Genomic DNA, 17,829 nt, shown 5'->3' with positions numbered 1-17,829 from the left:
ATGGTTTCACGAGCGAAGGCGGCTCATCACAACGTTTCGCGACATTCTGCTGGCGCATTTCGAGGTATCGGCCTGAAGCTTGCGGATGGAACGATCTGGCGCGCTTTTGTATGTGCTGTCATCGTTCTGTGCGAAGATCGGTTCTGTCCATCGCGCGGCCCGCTGTGTAACGGGCTCGTACGGCGGGCGCGTGCGCGGCGAGCGCCGTCGTCCTCGGGTTGAGCTCGGGCGCACCTGTTTGCGGATTCATGGAGCACTGACCAATGACCGACAGATTGCAAGCGTCCGTATACGTAGTGCTGCTGCTGCTGATTGTGGGCTGGGTGCTGTATATCGGGCGTGCGGTTTTCGTGCCGATCGTGTTCGGCGCGATCGCGGTGTACCTGGTGGTCGACCTCACGCGGCTGCTGCAACGCATTCCGCTGATCGGCCCGCGGCTGCCGGTGCAGTTGCGCTATGGGTTGTCGATGTTCCTGATCTGCGCCGCGATTTTCTTCGCGGTCGACATGCTGGTCGCCAACTACGACGCGCTCGTCGCGCTCGCGCCGCGCTACCAGGACTCGGTCTTGCTGATGATCCACAAGATCTCGACGCTGCTGCACCTCGAAAGCGAGCCGACCTGGGAGTCACTGCGGCGGAACATACTCACGCAGCTGAACATTCAGGCGATGGTGACAGGCCTGCTCGCGTCGCTGTCGTCGATGATCATCGACCTGTTCGTGATCGTGCTGTATGCGAGTTTTCTGCTGTTCGAGCGCCGCACGTTCGGCGATAAGCTGGCGAACATGACCGCCAATTCGACCAACGCGGCGCGCATCCGGGGCGTGGTCACCGACATCAACCGGCGCATTGGCGCCTATCTCGCGCTGAAGACGTTTCTCGGCGTGCTGCTCGGCGCGCTCTGCTGGCTTGCGATGCGCAGCGTCGGCCTCGAGTTCGCCGGGCTGTGGGCGATACTGACCGCGCTGCTGAACTATGTGCCCTATATCGGCTCGGTGCTCGCGGTTGCGTTCCCGGTGCTGATGTCGGTACTGCAGTTCGGCGACCTGAATTCGATCCTGATCGTGCTGGTGTCGCTGTCCGCGATTCACTTCGTGATCGGCAATATTCTCGATCCGTATCTGACGGGCAATTCGCTGAACCTGAGCCCGTTCGCGATTGTCGCGAGCATGGCGGTGTGGTCGGCGTTGTGGGGCGTGCCGGGCGCTTTTCTCGCGGTGCCGATCACCGCCAGCATGACGATCATTTTCTCCGAGTTCGAAATGACGCGGCCGGTCGCGGTGCTGCTGTCGAAAAACGGCCGGCTCACTTACGGCAAGACTGAGCAGACCGCGTGAAGCGATCGCCGCTTCACGCCACGCTGGTCCGCGCGCGTCACGTGGAATCGCGTAATAACGCGCGATAGCCGCGATACCGACGTCATTCTCGGCGGCATCGGCTATCGGTTCTAATGCGAACTCATGTCCCGCTCACACGACCCTGAAGTCCAGCCCCTTCCGATCCCGGGCAGCGCCGAAGCGCTCGAAGACCCGGCGTTGCTGCGCCGCCTGCTGCGTGCGAAAGACCGCATCGATGCCGCGTCGCACGAAGCCTGGCCGGTACGGCGCCTGGCTGAAGTCAGCGGCGTGTCGGAAGCGCACTTCGCGCGTTCGTTCAAGCGGGCCTTCGGCATGCCGCCGCACCGCTATCTGTTGACGCGGCGTATCGAGCAGGCCACCACGCTGCTGCGTGACACCGACCTCGGTATCACGGACATCGCGTTCGCGACCGGCTGGGAAAGCCTCGGCACCCTCGGCCGCGTGTTTCGCGACATCACCGGGCTAAGCCCGAGCGAGATGCGCGTGCAGGCACGCGCCAATCAGGCCGAACTCGATCGCGTGCCCGCCTGTGTGCTGAAGGCCGCGCAACGTCCGGACCTGACGACCGCGGTTCTGGAAAAGCGCCGTCGCGCGAATGGCAACGCTGCCGAGCCTGCTGCCGGCGAGAAGTCGTGAATCAGGCAGTGCTCGCGCACGCCGCGCCGTGATGCCGGAATCCGCATGTTCGATGCGGTTTCCAACCAAGACCCGCCCATTTGGGCTTCCTATACTCGTTCGACCAAGCCCGGTGCCACGGCGCCCCCTTTCTGAAAGGAAGCTATGTCGACGATTCCCGCGCGTATAGAGCGCCTGCCGTACTCGAGCTTTCATCGCAAGCTGCTATGGATGGGAGGACTCGGCTACGTCTTCGATGCGATGGATGCTGCGGTACTAGCCTTCATGCTGCCAGTGCTGCGCAACCAGTGGCATCTGAGCAGTGTGCAGACCGGCGTGCTCGGCAGCGGCACCTTCATCGGCTACTTCTTCGGCGCCGCGCTCGCCGGCATCCTCGGCGACGTGATTGGCCGCCGCAAAGTGATGGTGTGGGCACTGATCATCTACTGCCTCGCATCGCTCGTCAGCGCCACTGCGCAGAACTGGCCTTTCTTCATGGCGACACGCATCGTCGCCGGGCTCGGCACCGGCGCCGAAAGCGCGATCGTCGCGCCCTCCCTGTCGGAGTTCTGCGCGCGCAAATATCGCGGCACCTTCACCGGCAGTCTGGCGGCGTTCTTCTCGTTCGGCTTCGTGTTTGCCGCGATACTCGGTTACCTGGTCATACCGCTCGCGCCCGACGCCTGGAGAGTCGTGTCGGTGATCACCGCACTGCCGATCGTCATGCTGCTGTGGTGGCGGCGCGCGTTGCCCGAATCACCGCGCTGGCTCGACAGCCGTGGCAGAAGCGCCGAAGCCGAGGTGATCGTCGAACGGATGGAAGCCGTGGTACGCGCCGCCGGCTTGCCGCTGCTGCCGGAGCAAGCGCAGGGAGCGAGCGCGCCAGCCCCCGTCGCGTCCGGTACGCCACTGGCTAAACTCAAGGCGCTGTGGTCGCGGCAACTGGCCGGCATCACCGCGATGGCCTGGTTGATGTGGCTGTCGATCACGTTCAGCTACTACGCGTTCTTTACGTGGATTCCCGGACTGCTGGTGCAAAACGGCATGACGATCACGCGCAGTTTTTCGTATTCACTGGTCATGTACCTCGCGCAGATTCCCGGCTATTTCTCGGGCGCGTGGCTCAATGAAAAGATCGGCCGCCGCGCAACCATCGTCACGTACATGGCGCTCGGCGGATTCTCCGCGTTGGGGCTCGCGCTCACGCACAGCGATGCCGAGATTCTGACCTCGGGCTTTTTGCTGTCGTTCTTCATGAACGGGACTTATGCCGGCGTCTATGCGTACACGCCCGAGGTGTTTCCCACCGAAGTGCGCGCGACCGGTATGGGCGTCGCTTCGGCGATCGGCCGCCTCGGCGCGATCGCCGCGCCGATCCTGGTCGGCTTTCTGTATCCGCGGCTGGGCTTCGGCGGGGTCTTCGGCGGCACGACGCTGGTGCTGATCATCGGTGCGCTCGCCGTTCTGATCATGGGCGTGTCCACTCGCGGCCGGTCGCTCGAAGAAATTGCCGCGATGCGCCTGAACCGCTGAACCGCTGATACTGCGCTGAGCCGGGTCGTCGATGGCGTCGACGCGTTGCGCCGCGCGGTGCGCGAAGAACTGCAGATGGGCGCCGACCAGATCAAGATCATGGCCTCGGGCGGCGTCGCGCCGCCGACCGATCCGATTGGCGCGCTCGGCTACTCGGAAGACGAGATTCGCGCGGTCGTCGCCGAGGCCGAGGCGCGCGGCACCTATGTGATGGCGCATGCCTATACCGCTGAATCGATGCGTCGCGCGGTGCGCTGCGGCGTGCGCACGATCGAGCACGGCAATCTGATCGATGCGCCGACCGCCGATCTGATGGCCCAGTGCGGCGCGTACGTGGTGCCCACGCTGGTGGCTTACGAGGCCTTGCATATCGAGGGCGTGCGCTACGGCCTGTCGGCCGGGAGCGCGGCCAAGATCGACACCGTGCGTGAAGCCGGCCTGAAGTCGCTGGAGATTTTCAAGCGCGCCGGAGTCAAGATGGGCTTCGGTTCCGATCTGCTCGGCCCGGGCCATCGGATGCAAAGCGACGAGTTTTCGATCCGCGCGCAAGTGCTGAGCCTCGCCGAGATCATCGGCAGCGCCACCACCATCGGCGCCGGGATTCTCGGCATGACGGGTAAGCTGGGACGCCTGACACCGGGCGCCTATGCCGACGTGCTGGTGGTCGACGGCGATCCGTTGCACGATTTGAGTTGTCTGACGGGCCAGGGCGAGCGTATCCCGCTGGTGATGAAGGGCGGGCGCATCGAGTTCAACGAATTGCATTGAACCGGCGCGCGAGCCGAGCGCAGTTTTGGAGAAGCGCCGCCTGGCGGTCAGCGATACAGTCGAGCCCTCAACCACCGACGGAGGAGTCATGAATCAGGGAATCAATGTGGTCGGTTTGTACGTCGACGATCAGGACGCGGCGCTTTCGTTCTACGTCGACAAGCTCGGCTTTCGCGTCCACACGGATGTGCGCAACGGCGCTTACCGCTGGCTCACGGTCCAGCACCCGGAGCAGCCGGCTTTCCAGTTGGGCCTGTTCGCGCCGGGGCCGCCGATCCACGATGAAGCGACCGCGCAAACGCTGCGCTCGATGGTCGCGAAGGGAGCGATGCCGCCGTTGGTGCTGTCCGTTGCCGACTGTCGCGCGAGCTACGAGCAGTTGAAGGCGCGCGGCGTGGAATTCACGCAGGAGCCGGTGGATCGTTTCGGCAGCGTCGATGCGGGCTTTCGCGATCCGGCGGGCAATGGATGGAAGATGATCCAGGCGGCGGCGGGGAAGTGAGCATAAGCGATCCGCGCGGCGCGTAGTCACAGACGGCCGACGACGCGTCGCACCATCGCGCCGCGCCGCCGGCCGTCCTTCCTACGGGACCGAAGGACTAACCGAGCATCACTGCTGATGCTGCTGCAAATACTGCCGCACCTCGTTCAACGTCACACGGCCCGAATGCGCGTTATCGATCTCGTCAAAATGCCTGGCGATATAGCCGAGCCCATTGCTTTGCGCCTCGGCCTTGGTGATCGACGAGCCGTTACTGAGCACCGAATTCGCGCCCAGCCTGCTCTCCATGCGCTGCTGAGCCTGCTGCTGCAGCGTCGAGCCGGTGGTCGGCGCGACCGCGCTAGCACGGTTATGCGGAAAGAACGGACCGTCGACGCCGTGTCCGCCGTGGGGTAGCGTCACGGGCGCTACCGGCTGAGGCGGCAGCGCATGCGCACTACCGACGACCACACCGAGGACGATCAACGCCAGCGTACGTCGCAAGATATCGATTGAAGACATGATGATTCGCCATAAAAAGTAGTCGGAGGGTTTCGCGCGAAGCGAAACCGCCATCGATCAGGGCGCGGCCGCGGCGACCGCCTCGCTCGTCGGCGTGGCGGCGGGTGCTTCGTCTGCCCACGGCTGCGGCAGCGTCGCGAGCGTGAGTGCGCCCGCTATCGGCGTGCCGCCATAGAAGGCCGCCAGATCCGCCTTCATCTGCGGGCGCGCCACGTCGTCCAGATAAATCATATGCCCGCCCTGGAAGAAGTTGACCTGCAGATCCGGCTCGAGGCCCTGCACCGTCTTCAGTCGCGCGAGCTGCTTCTCGGTATTGAAGAACGGCGTGGCCAGATCGTGGTAGCCGTTTTCCGCCAGCACCTTCAGTTGCGGATTGAGCTTCAGTGCGCCGAGCAGATCGGGGATCGTGTCGGGCAGCGGCTGGCCGCCGTGCGAGAAGTCCCACGCCTCGATGACCGCGTCGTTGAGCGGCATATACGCGGCGTTCGGCGCCGTGTAGCCGAGGTAATCCGGCATCTGCGTGGCCAACGCATTGGTGAACGGCAGCGAGATCAGGATGTCCGACGGGTCGCCATCGCTCTGCAGGCGCGAGTCCGAGTTGGGCAACGACACGCGACCATCGTAGCGCGGCCGATCGTCGAGCCCGGCACCAGCGTGATGTTGAACGGATTGATGTTGAAGTAGCCCTGCATCGCCTGCAACGTGAGGCCGGATTCGGCGTCCCAGATCTTCTCGAGCCACGTCGGCGGGAAGTTCGGCGGTCCCGCGTAAGTGGGCGCGCCGAGCTGGCTCAACGTCCAGTACAGCGAATAGTTCTTGAACAGGTTGTAGTTGGCGGTCACGAACGCCTCGCTGCGAAGCGCGTAAGTCGCCTGACTCACGGGCGCGGGCGACACCTGGTTGTAGTACGCCGCGACCTCGGCATAGCCCGGCATGTAGCCGCTCAACGTATCGGTTTCGAGCGCGAGCTGATCGGGCGAACCCGTGATCGCCACCGCTTCGATCGCATCCGCGAAGTAGTTCAGGATCGAAGACTGCAGCGTGATCCCCGTCAGATGCACGCCGGCCGATTCGAGCGCGAGCGCGAGGATGTCGGTGCGAGGCGTGCCGTACGATTCGCCGTACAGATAGATCGGCGAGCTGCTGCGCGAATTGACCGTCAGGTAGCGGATGATGAAGTCACGCATGATGTTCGCGTCCGCATCGGTGCTCCAGTAAGTCTTGTTGGTGTTCGGCAGGATCGCTTCGGAGAGGCCCGTGCCCGGCGGATCGATGAACACGAGATCGGTCGTGTCGATCAGGCTCTCGGTATTGTTCACGAGCGGGTAGTTCGGCCAGCTGGTGCCGTTCAGCAGCGGATCGGTGGTCGCGACGCGTGTCGGCGCGAACGATCCGAGGCGCAGCCAGATCGACGAAGAGCCCGGCCCGCCGTTATAGACGAACGTGATGGGGCGCGGCTTGCCATTCGTGCTAGGCGCCGTGTAGGCCACATAGGACATCGTCGCTTCGGGTGCACCGCTCGTCAGATCCATTGCGGTCAGGTGGCCGGTGGTCGTCGTGTAGTTGATGGTGGTGCTGCCGGACGTCCACTGGTAATGCATGATCGCCGCTTTCTCCGTGACCAGTGACGAGGCAATGCCGGATGTCGCGCTCGTCGAATAGGTGGTGAGATCGGTGTAGGGCTGGTTGGCGGACGGCGTCTGCGGCGCGGATGCGGCTTGCGCCTGATTGGCGACCTGCGCCATGCTGCCTGGAACCGCCGACGCCGACGAACCTCCATCGCTGCCGCCGCAGCCGGCGAGGATCACGATTCCGAGTGTCAGCGCGCTTAGCGCGGCTAGCCGGCCATGACGACGGACGCGGCCATCGTCGGTACTCCTTCTGTCTGGTTTCATCTCGTTCCCTGGTGAGTGATACCGCTACACAAAGGCCGCTTTTCTCCGGTCGCGCGCGTTGGAGAATCGAATCACCCGCACCGCACTCGAAGCACGCAGCGGTTGCATGGACAGCTTTTCCGCATTCATTAATTCAAATTGCTTGCGTTGATATTTCTATTTGCTTTCCCAATTTACCGATTGAATGGCCAAAGGAATTCCCTGTCGATTTATCTCGACATTTCAAGAGAAAATTGAAATTGAATGTTTACGGTGCTTACAGCAAGAGTGAAAATAGGATGAGAAATGAGGTCTTGTCAAGGATAGAGCGGCGATTATGCTATTCGGGATAAAGAGGGCCGGTTAGCGAGTATTGGTGCGGCTTCGGCGGCTTGCGGTGTAGAAATGCTGTCCGGATTTATCCGAATTGCATTGGATTTTCGTGGTAAGTCATCGGAAGTAATTGCGTTTGAAAAATATAATTAAAGGGTAAATTTAACCGGTTAAAGCGTGTTTTCAATCCGATTAAAAAGGCCGTATTCGAGTCACGCGCGTGGCCGAATTCGATACCAGGTAAGAAGCACCGCGAGCAGGAACGCGACATAGGCAACCACGAACACCCACGGCGGAAAGTCGTAATACAGCCAGGCGCTGACCCAGCGCTGTATGAAGCCTTGCGGACCCGCCGTGCCCGTGCGCAGATAGTCCTCCAGCACGGTCAACGGGCACGGCACATCGAGCACCGCGAGGGTCGCGACGATACCGATGGCGAGTACATGCACCGTCCGGAACACGCGATTGCGCGCCCACGGGAGTCGCAAACCGTGGGCGATCCAGATCGCGAATAGTCCGCCGACGATAAACACCACGATCAGCGCGTGCACTACGAGAACAAGATTGGCGAGCCAGATCATTCTGTTTCCACTGGGGATGTGTCTGGAATCATAAAGCGGAGCTCAGTGCACTCGCCTGTCCATGCCGTGGCCCTCACTGCCCGTTGCCGTACAGATCGAGCAGCATCAACGTCACGCCATTGGTCCACCCGAAGCCGTCCTGCAGAGGATACTCGCCACCCCCGCCGCCGCCTTCTCCTGCACCTTCGACGACGTACTTCTCGACGAGCTTGTGCTGCGTGTTGTAGACGTTCTGGACGTCCGCGAGAAAGCGCGTGCCGATCGACTGAGCGAGGTCCGCCCGTCCGTAGCGCTTGAGACCCTGAATCGCGATCCAGTGCAACGGCGCCCAACCGTTCGGCGCGTCCCATTGCTGCGTGGTGTTATAGATCGAGGTCGCGAGGCCACCCTGCTTGAGCAGCACGTTGTGCGCGGTCTGCGCAGTCTTCCACGCGCGGTCTGGCCACGCCACGCCGGCCATCAGCGGATACAGCATCGCCGGTGTCTGGTTATCGCGTGACTTGCCGAGTTGCCAGTCGTAGTCGCCGTAGTAGCCCTTGCTATTCCATAGATAACGGTTGATGCCTTCCGCGCGCCGTGCCGCGTAGCCGATGAACTGCGCGACGCAATGGAAGTCGCGTGTCGTCGAGCAGCCGCGCGCGATCGTCGTCTCGAGATGGAACAACAGGCTGTTCAGATCGACGGGGATGATCGATGTCGTGCGTACCGTGGCGAGCGTCTGGTTGTCGCCGAACCAGCGTGAGCTGAAATCCCAGCCGCTTCCGGCGGTTGCGCGCAGATCGCGGTAGACCTCGTTGGCCGGCCGGCCGCTTGCCTGCGCGGTCTGCACGTCCTCCAGATAGGACTCGTCGCGCGGTGTGTCCAGCTCGTCCCAGTAGCGGTTCAGCACGGTGCCATCGTTGAGCACGACCACATTGCGCGTCGCGCCGCCGCGCGGCGTGCTGTTCGAACCCTGCATCCAGTACGCGTATTCCTTGCGCAGCTCGGGCAGGTACTTCTGATAGACCTTATTGCCTTCCTTCTGCGCCGCGAGCTCGACCATATACGAGTAGAACGGCGGCTGCGAGCGGCTCAGATAGTACGTGCGATTGCCGTTCGGGATATGGCCGAACGTGTCGATCATGTACGCGAAGTTGTCGAGCATATCGTCGACGAGATCTTCACGTCCGGACTCCTGCAGCCCCAGCATCGTGAAATAGGTATCCCAGTAGTAGCCCTCGCGAAAGCGGCCGCCCGGCACGACGTACGGTTTCGGCAGCGGGATCAGCGAGCTGTAGTCGGGTGCGCTCGTCGTCGTGCGCGTGAGGCCGGTCCACAGCCAGTCGATGTGCTCGCGCAGACTCTGATTGGGCGGCGGCGTAATGCTCTGATCGGGCGGGGGAGTGAAGTACTGGCTGACGAATTTCTGTAGAGAAAAGCCGGACTGGTTCTTCTGCGTTTCGTATAGCTGCACGATCGCGGCAGGACTGCCATTCGGCGTCGAGTCGACGAAGGTCTTCTGATCGTTGAAGATCTGCGCGGTTTGCACGGCGACGAACAGATCGCCGTACAGGATGTCAGGCGCGGGCGGCAGCGCGGCGCCCACCTGGGTATCGGCCAGGCAGTTCGCGGATGCGAACACGAGCGTGGCGATGCAGGCGACGCCGAGCGTGATCGGCGAACGTCGCGGCACGAAGTACTTATTCGAGCTGGGGAAGAAATGCGCGTTGGATGCGGTGCTGGTGCGAGACAGTGATTGAATGCTCATGATGCCTCCAAGGTTGTGGGCATGTCACTGGTCTCTTCGCACGCCATTCGACGTCGTCTTCCGACGACATTCGAGTCCGGCACGAGGTGGCCGGATCAACGGCTCCGAAAGCATCGCACGCTTTCGAAGCATCAGGCAACTGCGGCGCAGCACATCCTCTATGCACTCAGCATGAAGAATGAAACGTGATGAACGAAGGGGAGGGTGCGCGCAATCGCGCATCTGCGCGTGCTTCGTGATTCGAAGCAATGGAAGCGTTGATCGCGAGCGATTGCGCGAGAAAAACCGCTCGCCGAGCAAGCGACGTACCCGCGTCGACCATTCTGCAGGCCGGCGCGGGTACGGGGGAACAACGAGAAATTTACTGCGCGAGAGGCTGCGTCACGTCGGTGCCGAACCAATGCATCGAGATCTTCTTGAGCGTGCCGTCCTGCTTCATTTGGGTCAGCGCATCGTCGATTGCTTTCGCGAACTTGGGATTGTCCTTGCGGAACGGGATGCCCATTTCCTGATCGGCGCCTTTTAACACCGCGCCTGTACGCAGAGGCAATTGCGAGTTCTTGATGATGTACGGCAGCATCAGCCGGTCGTCGATCGTCGCGTCGATACGCTTGGCGGCGAGATCGCGCAGCTTCTCGGGTGCGCCCGGATAAGTCTGCACGTTGATGCCGGGCACTGCGCGCGCCATCTGGTCGTAGTTGGTGCCGAGCGTCACGCCGATCTTCTTGTCACCCTTGAATTCATCGAGCGATTTGAACTCACGCTTGTCGTCCGCCCGTTGGATCAGTTGCGCGGCCGAGTACGTGTACGGCTGGCTGAAATCAAGAACCTGTTTGCGTTGCGGGGTAATGGTGACCTGATTGATGATCACGTCGAATTTGCCACTCTGCAGCGCCGCGATAATGCCGCTCCACTCGGTCGGAATGAACTCAGGTTTCACCCCGAGCTTCGCTGCCAGGGCTTTCGCGACATCGACGTCGAAGCCTTCCAGTTGACCGTCCTTGTTGCGCGAGTCGAACGGCGGATAGGTGCCTTCTAGACCGATCTTCAGGACTCCAGCCTGTTTGACCGAGTCGAGCAGATCTTCGGCATGAGCCGCGATTGCGGTAAAGCTGAAGGCGGAGATGGCCAGCGCGTTAATCAGCAGCTTCGAAAGTTTCATTGAGTGTCTCCTCTGTACTTGAGTATCAGGCTGCACAACGCAACGATTTCATCATCGTGTTGACACCCCCGACTGTTCCGTTTCGTGGAACATGTCGGGGTGCGGCGTCATCCTAGCACTCCAAAAGTCGTCTGTTTTATCTTTGTTCGGAGGCGGGGGAGCGACGCTTCGAGCCCACGATCATGCGAATCAGTCAATTCGTGGAGACACCCTACGCCTTCACCACGCTCACCCCAGCCGCTTCAATCGGCTTCGTCAATTCCGCGCTGGTCTTCTTCTCGACCACGATAGTTTGCGCGAGCGTGATCTCACCGATCACGAACCGCGACGCGGCGTTCAGTTTCGACGCCGACGCGAGCACGACCGTTTCCGCCGCGCGCGCGGCGAGCGCGCGCTTGATCGCGGCTTCCTCGAAGTCGCCGGTGCTCAGCCCTGCGCTCGGATGCACGCCGGTCACGCCCATGAAGTACAGGTCGGCATGAATGCGCGAAATGCCTTCCATTGCCGCGGCGCCGACCGCCACGATCGAATGCTTGTAGAGCCGCCCGCCAATCAGGATCACGTCGACGCAAGGATGCGCGGCTAGCGCCGTCGCGACGCTCGGACTGTGCGTGACGATGGTCGCGCGCAAATCGGCCGGCAGCTCCTGGACCAGTAGCGCCGACGTGGTGCCGCCGTCGACGATCACCGTTTGCCCCGGCACGATCAGCTCGACCGCTCGCCGCGCGATGCGCCGCTTGGCGAGCGTCTCGATGTCCTGACGCTGCTCGAATGACGCGAGCGCCGCAGACGCCGGCAACGCGCCGCCGTGGACCCGCTGCAAGCGCCCCTCTGCGGCCAGTTCGCGCAGATCGCGGCGGATCGTATCTTCCGACACGCCAAACGCCACGCTCAACTCGCCAGCGAGCACCTGCCCGTTGCGCGCCAGCTCGTCGAGGATCGCTTTCTTGCGTTGGGTGGTCAACATTCGTTTGCACGAAATCGCTTGAAATTGCACGAAGTTGCACGATACCATGAATCATCGTCGATGCTCGACAGGAGGCACCATGACTGCAACGAAAGACCGGGTACGCATCGTCGGCACGACCTTGCTATCGGACGACTGGTACACGCTGAAGAAAGTGACCTTCGACTTCCTGCGCCGCGACGGCACCTGGCAGCGCCAGAACCGCGAGACCTACGATCGCGGCAACGGCGCGACGATCCTGCTGCACAGTCCATGCACCGGCAACGTGATACTCACGCGGCAATTCCGCATGCCCGCGTTCGTGAACGGTCACGACGGCATGATGATCGAAGCGCCGGGCGGATTGCTCGACGACGCTTCGCCGGAAGAGCGCATCCGGCTCGAAGTCGAGGAGGAAACGGGGTATCGCGTCGGCGCGGTCCACAAAATTTTCGAGGCCTACATGAGCCCGGGTTCCGTGACCGAAAAGCTGTACTTCTATGTCGGCGAGTACGACGCGTCGATGCGCGTCAACGATGGCGGCGGCGTCGAAGATGAAGGGGAAGATGTCGAGGTGATCGAAATGCCGTTGCAAGCCGCGTTGCGAGCGGTCGAGGCAGGGGAAATCGTCGACGGCAAGACGATCATGTTGTTGCAGTACGTCGCTTTACGTGGGTTTGCGTCAGCGCGGGCAGCCTAGTTGCGTCGCGAGTTCGTGCAGATCGCCGACGACGAAGTCCCACGCCTCGTCAGCCTTCAGATCGCTCGTCTGCTGCGGGCCATGCTCGGTGGGCCGCAGCACGAACGCGGTGCTCAGACCGACGCGCCGGGCAGCAGCGAGATCGTTGTTATGTGCGGCAACGAGGCATAGCTCACGCGGTGCGATGCCGAGAATTTCCGCTGTTTCGCTATAGACCCGCGGCGAGGGCTTATAAGCGCGGACGACTTCGGCGCCGAGAACGGCATCCCAGGGCAGACCGGCACGCTTTGCCATGTCCACCATCAGGCGAATGTTGCCATTCGATAGCGGCGCGATGATGAAGCGCGCCTTCAGGCGCTGCAATGCGTCGACGGAATCGGGCCACGGGTCCAGCCGATGCCAGGCGAGGTTCAACTCATCGATCTCGGGTTCAGTAACGTTGACGATGCCCAAACGCGTCAGCACTTTGACGAGGTTTTCCCGGTGCAGCACGTCGAGTCGCACATACGGTCTGCGTCCGCTTCGCACCTCTTCCATTGCGGGCGAATACTCGCGTCGCCATGCGTCTGCGAAATCGGATGCGTCGAGATTCGGCGCGTACCGCTGCAGAAACGGTTGCGCTTCACGGGCGACGCCGCTTCGCCAGTCAACCACGGTTCCGAACACATCGAACACGAAAGCTTTGATGGCAGTTTGGCTGGTCGAGTCGACGCCCATAATTGTCCTTTGCGGGTATGGCACGAACAATCCATCTTAGGCGAAAAGAACGCACGCGTTGGTCGCATCGCGGCTGAGTGGGCGCATGGGTCGTCATGAACGAGGAGGCGCGCAGGTGCTGAGAACCGTCCAGGGTTTTGCCTGGTCTCGCGCGTGTCGATTCCCGCAACGGTGGCGCGTCGTGACAGTATGTTCAACCCCTTCAGTGAAAGGCACACTCATCATGGCTACCGGAACCGTCAAATTCCACCGTGTTTTGCGCACGACGCCCGAGCGTATCTATCGAGCGTTCCTCGAACCCGCCGCGATCGCGAAATGGTTGCCGCCGTATGGTTTCACCTGCGATGTGCATCAGATGGATGCACGCGTCGGCGGCACCTACAGGATGTCGTTTCATAACTTCGGCTCGGGCAAGGGTCACTCGTTCGGCGGCGAGTACCTCGAATTGGTGCCGTTCGAAAAGATCCGCTACTCGGACTCTTTCGACGATCCGAATCTGCCCGGTCAGATGCATACAACCGTTTCGTTGCGGCAGGTGTCGTGCGGGACCGAACTGAACATCGTGCAGGAGGGCATTCCCGAGATGATTCCGGTCGAGATGTGTTACCTCGGCTGGCAGGAGTCGCTCGCGCAACTGGCGAAGCTGGTCGAGCCGGAGATCCCGGACTGACATTCAATAGCGGTCGCTTGCTCCGTCATCCAGCAAATAAGCGAGCCCGGCGCGGTCCCAAACCGCGCCGCCCGCACTCAACCCGGGAAGGTTCGGCACTTTGACGGGCGCGCCGGCTACATCGTCGGAATCACACTCGGCGACTCCAGATGGCTCTCTACCCGCTTGATGCCGGGCACGTTTTCCGCGGCGATGCGGATCGCGCGCTTCTCCTCTTCGGATTCGATGATGCCCCACAGATGCGCGACGCCGTCCTTGACGAATACACCTTGTTTCGCGAGCCCCCAGCGCTTTCCGTGCATCTCGTGCACGATTGCGTCGCGCAGGCTCGCGTCGTCGTGCGAGCCGGTGTCGATTATCGGCTCGACGGAGGCGAGCGCGCGGATCAGGTTCGAGCGGCTGACGATGCCGACGAGTTGCCCGTCGTTCAGCACCGGCACGCGTTTCAGATGCCGGCGCTCCATCAGGTCGGCGATCTGGTGCAGCGGCATGTCTTCGGGAATCGAAATGACGTTCTCGCACATCACGTCGCCGACCACATGCCCATGCTCCTTGATATACCTCGCGGCCTGCTCGCGCGCCGACGAGGACAGCAGTTCGAGCCACCATCGACGTTTGCCGTGCCCGGTGCCGTTTTCCACACGATGCAGCAGATCGCCCTGGCTGACGATGCCTATCACCCGCCCATCGGCGCCGAGCACCGGCATGCCGCTGATGTGGTGATCGACGAACAGCTTCGCTGCGTCGTGGATGGTCATATCCGGTGTGGCGGTAATGACCGAAGAAGTCATGATGTCGAGCGCGCGCATGTTCTTCTCCTGTGCGGGCCGCGACGGGTCCTCATCGGTCGCACGCGTCGCGCGAGTTCGGCAGACGCACCGAGGACGAGACCGCGGTGCTGAGGCGCCTTGAGTGTAGGTTAACTTTACCGGCTGGTACGCAACACAAGGCAGAACTTCCCGCTGCAAATGGGCTACAACAACGTCGGCGGCGAACCATTTTCAATACCTGATTAACGACAAGGTCGGTTTCAGCCGGAATGTCGCTTAGTGCGTTGCAGCAATATTTGAGGTCGCCCGGAATGTAGGTGTCTCCAATGCCTCATCCCATCGCCTGGAAATGGTCCTGACGCCGGCGGTCCTAGCCCTGGTTCGGGCAGTCAGGGCCGAACGACCACCGGTCCAGTAGTCTGCGCTTGCCCGGTCTCATCGCAACATGCCAACGGGCTGCGTCTGCCTCGCCATCTTTTCAATTCCCTGCTATCCGGCGTCAGTGCAAGCAGCGGTGGTGTCGTGCACATTGGCCGCCGTTGCAATGACTGTATGAACCGGTCCTGAGTCTGCGTCGACGCAGGCGTGCGATTTCGTTCCGAAATTCCAGTTGCCGACTTTCTGCGTTGAGTGCATTCCCGGATCCGAGCTGCCCGTCTTGGCATTGAAGGCTCGAGCACCCACCGTTCAGCGGCAATTCAGGAACGCAATGCGCAACACCGTCCATCGAACTTTCAACGACGGCTGCAAGGTTCAAAGCATTATCTACTGGACCTCACGTTCGACTGTATTCGATCGACTCAACAAAACATGGCTCGCTCTGCAGACGATGAGTCGTCACGATATGAGCGACGAATCTCACAGAATCCGGACGTTCGAGGTATTGGGCACAGACATTCACTGATATGTTGTCGGCATGCCTCGTCGAGCAGCGATGCATCAATATCTGCGATCAGACTATCGCTCCATCCGCGATGGCTAAGAAGCGATCCGGCGGCATAAATAGCTTCGTTTTTCGTCGGACCAGCGTATCGCCGCCTCCGCACCGCGCAGCGCTCACGTTTCATCAACCTTTGGCTGATTTGCAATAGTTAGCGCCGCTGCTTCAAGGCTCGCTTAGGGCGATTTCCAGTTCGAGGTGTTATCTGGCGTCCGAGAAGACTTCGCCTCATACGGCACCCAATCGTGAGATCGCACGCAAATTCTCGCTTGGCACTTAGAAGGGCATCAGAGGATCGCAGCGCGTCAGCATTCGCCCATACATTACATTGGGAAAATTGACCAGCGTGGCGACTCGGTCGGACCGGCGGTTGCAGATCTTGATAGATCCGGAGGAGTTTCATCGCGAACGGGCCGAGGATCGCCGGCAAACTCAGAAAGACTGCACATCCTGCTTTGTAATCTTAGGCGAAGCCTCCGCATCCGGCACCCGGAGAATCTCACTGGCAAAGTTATCGTCGAATCTGTCGGCTATCTGCCCGGATGAATCGAACCCGTTTGCATCGTTGCCGCCAATGTTAATGGCCGGAGAACAGGACCTCCGCAATGATGCCGCTCGCGACAGCGGCGAGCACGTAATCTCCGTTCACCCCGACCCAGTGATAACCGTGCGGCGGCGGTCGGAGGCCGTGGCCACGCCAGTCGTCGACGACGTAGTTGCGATTGCGGTACTCGGGCGGAAGCCGATCGCCCTGACGCCAGTCGGCGTGCGGCATCGGGCCGCCCGGCCGGCCGTGATAGGCCTCATGCGGCATGGGGCCATGTCCGTGAACGGGCGGCGGACGCATGTCGTGTTGTTTGGGACCGTGCGCCGACCAGTCACTGCGATGCTGATTGTCGTGAGGCTGGGCGAAAGCGGGGATCGACGTACCGAGTAGGGTTGCAATCATGAGTTGCGCAAGCAATCTTGATTTCATGGCTGCCTCGAGAGGAGAATTGATCGAAATGAAACAGTGGCGTTTGACGGCGATTATGTTTCCCTAGCCGTTCAGCGGAGACGGTCAGTGCGCACGCTCTCTGCGCATTTCGATGGAAAGACGGTCGGACGCAGGGCCGTCCGACCGTCAGTCGGTTAGTGACCGAAGTAAACCGAGCCCGGGCCGGTCCGAGCTGCTTCGCTCGTGTAGGCATGGCTGCCCGCTTCCGACGAACCGCTTACGACGCCACCCACTCCGGACGTGTCCCCGTGTTGCGAAGCAACCTTGGCTTCTGCAGCCTGAATGTCCGCTGGATATTCGCGCGGGTTCGCACGGGCCGGGTTGTAGCCCGCTGCTTGTATTTCGACCAGTTGCTCACGGACTTCAGCGCGGGTTAGCGGATGGTTTGCTGCCGCGTTTGCTGCGGCGAAAACCGTAATCGGAGCAGCGAAGGCGATGGCGGCGACAAAGGCGGCGAGTTTGACGAGGGGCTTCATGGTTACTACCTCCTTGGTTGTTGGTTGGCGCTACAAGCTTCTGCTTGGTTTCAACCGTTAAGAGAAGTGTAAGGAAATAGTAAACAAGGGTAAACACCTACCTTGCAAGGGACTATTGCGTGAAATGCAATAAATTGGACCTATTAACGCAACACCGCCGATTTGCCGCACGAATTAGATGATATTCGCATGCGGGTACGGGACAAAAATGGCCGTCGTCGCTCGCGCACGTCAAAGTCGGAATTGTTGACGTCGCCCGACGCGCTCGAGCGGTTGAACGGGCCGTCGCGTGATCAACGGACAGTGGGCGTCGATCGCATCGAAGAAGCTGCTGCGTGCCTTGTTGCTGCAGGTGTGTCAATCGCGAGCGCACGCTGATGGAGCAGATGCGCCATGCCTGCTGATTCGCTGATTCGTCAGGCCGGCCATCGAACATGCGGTGCGGGGATCGTCCGGTGTTATCGAAGAACGTGAGGTTCCTGGACGACTTGAAGTGTTCCTGTACGGCTTTTCATAAACCTTCATCGGTACTCCAAAGGATCCGCAAATTCGTCCGATATTGAATTTGAGCGACATGTGACGTTGGCCCGGTTTCGCGGACAGATTTGTAGTCAGCCATTTTGATGCGGGCTAGCCTCC

General features: G+C 61.3%; 15 protein-coding genes and 3 pseudogenes. 7 read left to right on the top strand and 11 right to left on the bottom strand.

Annotation, left to right across the window (positions count from 1 at the left end):
* Positions 1-263: 263 nt before the first annotated feature.
* The 5 genes and pseudogenes from ACLFKU_RS26380 to ACLFKU_RS26360 all read left to right on the top strand — a co-directional run bounded on the left by ACLFKU_RS26380 (position 264) and on the right by ACLFKU_RS26360 (position 4,776).
* Positions 264-1,337 (top strand): AI-2E family transporter, encoded by a 1,074-nt coding sequence (locus tag ACLFKU_RS26380; RefSeq protein ID WP_368582583.1) that lies wholly within the window; start codon positions 264-266, stop codon positions 1,335-1,337.
* Positions 1,338-1,460: 123 nt separating this feature from the next.
* A complete protein-coding gene (locus tag ACLFKU_RS26375; RefSeq protein WP_410851036.1) occupies positions 1,461-1,994 on the top strand; it encodes a helix-turn-helix domain-containing protein in 534 nt (177 codons plus the stop codon).
* Between the two features lie 144 nt (positions 1,995-2,138).
* Positions 2,139-3,506: an MFS transporter gene (locus ACLFKU_RS26370; RefSeq protein WP_410851035.1), complete on the top strand. Its 1,368-nt coding sequence runs from the start codon at positions 2,139-2,141 to the stop codon at positions 3,504-3,506.
* A 12-nt stretch (positions 3,507-3,518) separates the two neighbouring features.
* Positions 3,519-4,274: pseudogene (locus tag ACLFKU_RS26365) on the top strand (metal-dependent hydrolase family protein); the annotation flags it as partial.
* 88 nt (positions 4,275-4,362) lie between these two features.
* Complete coding sequence (locus ACLFKU_RS26360) at positions 4,363-4,776, top strand: VOC family protein (protein WP_410851034.1); 414 nt, start codon at positions 4,363-4,365, stop codon at positions 4,774-4,776.
* A gap of 108 nt (positions 4,777-4,884) precedes the next feature.
* On the opposite strand, the gene ACLFKU_RS26355 is transcribed toward ACLFKU_RS26360, so the two are convergent.
* From ACLFKU_RS26355 to ACLFKU_RS26330, 6 genes and pseudogenes are all read right to left on the bottom strand, one after another.
* On the bottom strand, positions 4,885-5,277 hold the full coding sequence (locus ACLFKU_RS26355; RefSeq protein ID WP_410851033.1) for a 2-oxoglutarate dehydrogenase: 393 nt from the start codon (positions 5,275-5,277) through the stop codon (positions 4,885-4,887).
* Between the two features lie 57 nt (positions 5,278-5,334).
* A pseudogene (locus tag ACLFKU_RS26350) lies at positions 5,335-7,172 on the bottom strand (S10 family serine carboxypeptidase-like protein).
* Between the two features lie 524 nt (positions 7,173-7,696).
* Positions 7,697-8,065, bottom strand: a complete 369-nt coding sequence (locus ACLFKU_RS26345; RefSeq protein ID WP_410851032.1) for a DUF2784 domain-containing protein — start codon at positions 8,063-8,065, stop codon at positions 7,697-7,699.
* A 73-nt stretch (positions 8,066-8,138) separates the two neighbouring features.
* Positions 8,139-9,812 (bottom strand): alpha,alpha-trehalase TreA, encoded by a 1,674-nt coding sequence (gene treA, locus ACLFKU_RS26340; RefSeq protein WP_410851031.1) that lies wholly within the window; start codon positions 9,810-9,812, stop codon positions 8,139-8,141.
* A gap of 361 nt (positions 9,813-10,173) precedes the next feature.
* A complete protein-coding gene (locus ACLFKU_RS26335) occupies positions 10,174-10,974 on the bottom strand; it encodes a transporter substrate-binding domain-containing protein (RefSeq protein ID WP_368582575.1) in 801 nt (266 codons plus the stop codon).
* Between the two features lie 211 nt (positions 10,975-11,185).
* Positions 11,186-11,941 (bottom strand): DeoR/GlpR family DNA-binding transcription regulator, encoded by a 756-nt coding sequence (locus ACLFKU_RS26330; protein ID WP_410851030.1) that lies wholly within the window; start codon positions 11,939-11,941, stop codon positions 11,186-11,188.
* A 79-nt stretch (positions 11,942-12,020) separates the two neighbouring features.
* Here ACLFKU_RS26330 and ACLFKU_RS26325 point away from each other — a divergent pair, with 79 nt between their 5' ends.
* On the top strand, positions 12,021-12,620 hold the full coding sequence (locus tag ACLFKU_RS26325; RefSeq protein ID WP_410851029.1) for an NUDIX domain-containing protein: 600 nt from the start codon (positions 12,021-12,023) through the stop codon (positions 12,618-12,620).
* Here the strand turns inward: ACLFKU_RS26325 and ACLFKU_RS26320 are convergent.
* A complete protein-coding gene (locus ACLFKU_RS26320) occupies positions 12,603-13,337 on the bottom strand; it encodes a haloacid dehalogenase type II (protein WP_410851028.1) in 735 nt (244 codons plus the stop codon). The two genes, ACLFKU_RS26325 and ACLFKU_RS26320, sit on opposite strands and share 18 nt — an antisense overlap.
* Before the next feature lie 223 nt (positions 13,338-13,560).
* On the opposite strand from ACLFKU_RS26320, the gene ACLFKU_RS26315 reads away from it, so the two are divergent.
* Positions 13,561-14,007 (top strand): SRPBCC family protein, encoded by a 447-nt coding sequence (locus ACLFKU_RS26315; protein WP_410851027.1) that lies wholly within the window; start codon positions 13,561-13,563, stop codon positions 14,005-14,007.
* Between the two features lie 116 nt (positions 14,008-14,123).
* Here the strand turns inward: ACLFKU_RS26315 and ACLFKU_RS26310 are convergent, their stop codons facing one another.
* The 4 genes and pseudogenes from ACLFKU_RS26310 to ACLFKU_RS26295 form a co-directional block, all read right to left on the bottom strand.
* Positions 14,124-14,816, bottom strand: coding sequence for a CBS domain-containing protein (locus ACLFKU_RS26310; protein WP_410851026.1), 693 nt, complete (start codon positions 14,814-14,816; stop codon positions 14,124-14,126).
* 370 nt (positions 14,817-15,186) lie between these two features.
* A pseudogene (locus ACLFKU_RS26305) lies at positions 15,187-15,434 on the bottom strand (transposase); the annotation flags it as partial.
* An 860-nt stretch (positions 15,435-16,294) separates the two neighbouring features.
* Positions 16,295-16,693, bottom strand: coding sequence for an RcnB family protein (locus tag ACLFKU_RS26300; protein WP_410851025.1), 399 nt, complete (start codon positions 16,691-16,693; stop codon positions 16,295-16,297).
* Positions 16,694-16,848: 155 nt separating this feature from the next.
* Positions 16,849-17,190 carry a DUF4148 domain-containing protein gene (locus ACLFKU_RS26295; protein WP_410851024.1) on the bottom strand — a complete coding sequence of 114 codons (342 nt, stop codon included), beginning with the start codon at positions 17,188-17,190 and terminating at the stop codon, positions 16,849-16,851.
* Positions 17,191-17,829: the final 639 nt, after the last annotated feature.

Origin of the sequence: Paraburkholderia sp. EG304 (assembly GCF_046543485.1) — a bacterium.
GTDB classification, from domain to species: Bacteria; Pseudomonadota; Gammaproteobacteria; order Burkholderiales; family Burkholderiaceae; genus Paraburkholderia; species Paraburkholderia youngii.
The sequence above is the reverse complement of the archived record's forward strand: the minus strand, read 5'-3'. Positions and strand labels throughout refer to the sequence as shown.

Bases quoted from the DNA above. Each gene is read 5' to 3' on its own strand.
- ACLFKU_RS26380 (WP_368582583.1), top strand. From the start codon at position 264: ATGACCGACAGATTGCAAGCGTCCGTATACGTAGTGCTGCTGCTGCTG.
- ACLFKU_RS26375 (WP_410851036.1), top strand. From the start codon at position 1,461: ATGTCCCGCTCACACGACCCTGAAGTCCAGCCCCTTCCGATCCCGGGC.
- ACLFKU_RS26370 (WP_410851035.1), top strand. From the start codon at position 2,139: ATGTCGACGATTCCCGCGCGTATAGAGCGCCTGCCGTACTCGAGCTTT.
- ACLFKU_RS26360 (WP_410851034.1), top strand. From the start codon at position 4,363: ATGAATCAGGGAATCAATGTGGTCGGTTTGTACGTCGACGATCAGGAC.
- ACLFKU_RS26355 (WP_410851033.1), bottom strand. From the start codon at position 5,277: ATGTCTTCAATCGATATCTTGCGACGTACGCTGGCGTTGATCGTCCTC.
- ACLFKU_RS26345 (WP_410851032.1), bottom strand. From the start codon at position 8,065: ATGATCTGGCTCGCCAATCTTGTTCTCGTAGTGCACGCGCTGATCGTG.
- treA (WP_410851031.1), bottom strand. From the start codon at position 9,812: ATGAGCATTCAATCACTGTCTCGCACCAGCACCGCATCCAACGCGCAT.
- ACLFKU_RS26335 (WP_368582575.1), bottom strand. From the start codon at position 10,974: ATGAAACTTTCGAAGCTGCTGATTAACGCGCTGGCCATCTCCGCCTTC.
- ACLFKU_RS26330 (WP_410851030.1), bottom strand. From the start codon at position 11,941: ATGTTGACCACCCAACGCAAGAAAGCGATCCTCGACGAGCTGGCGCGC.
- ACLFKU_RS26325 (WP_410851029.1), top strand. From the start codon at position 12,021: ATGACTGCAACGAAAGACCGGGTACGCATCGTCGGCACGACCTTGCTA.
- ACLFKU_RS26320 (WP_410851028.1), bottom strand. From the start codon at position 13,337: ATGGGCGTCGACTCGACCAGCCAAACTGCCATCAAAGCTTTCGTGTTC.
- ACLFKU_RS26315 (WP_410851027.1), top strand. From the start codon at position 13,561: ATGGCTACCGGAACCGTCAAATTCCACCGTGTTTTGCGCACGACGCCC.
- ACLFKU_RS26310 (WP_410851026.1), bottom strand. From the start codon at position 14,816: ATGCGCGCGCTCGACATCATGACTTCTTCGGTCATTACCGCCACACCG.
- ACLFKU_RS26300 (WP_410851025.1), bottom strand. From the start codon at position 16,693: ATGAAATCAAGATTGCTTGCGCAACTCATGATTGCAACCCTACTCGGT.
- ACLFKU_RS26295 (WP_410851024.1), bottom strand. From the start codon at position 17,190: ATGAAGCCCCTCGTCAAACTCGCCGCCTTTGTCGCCGCCATCGCCTTC.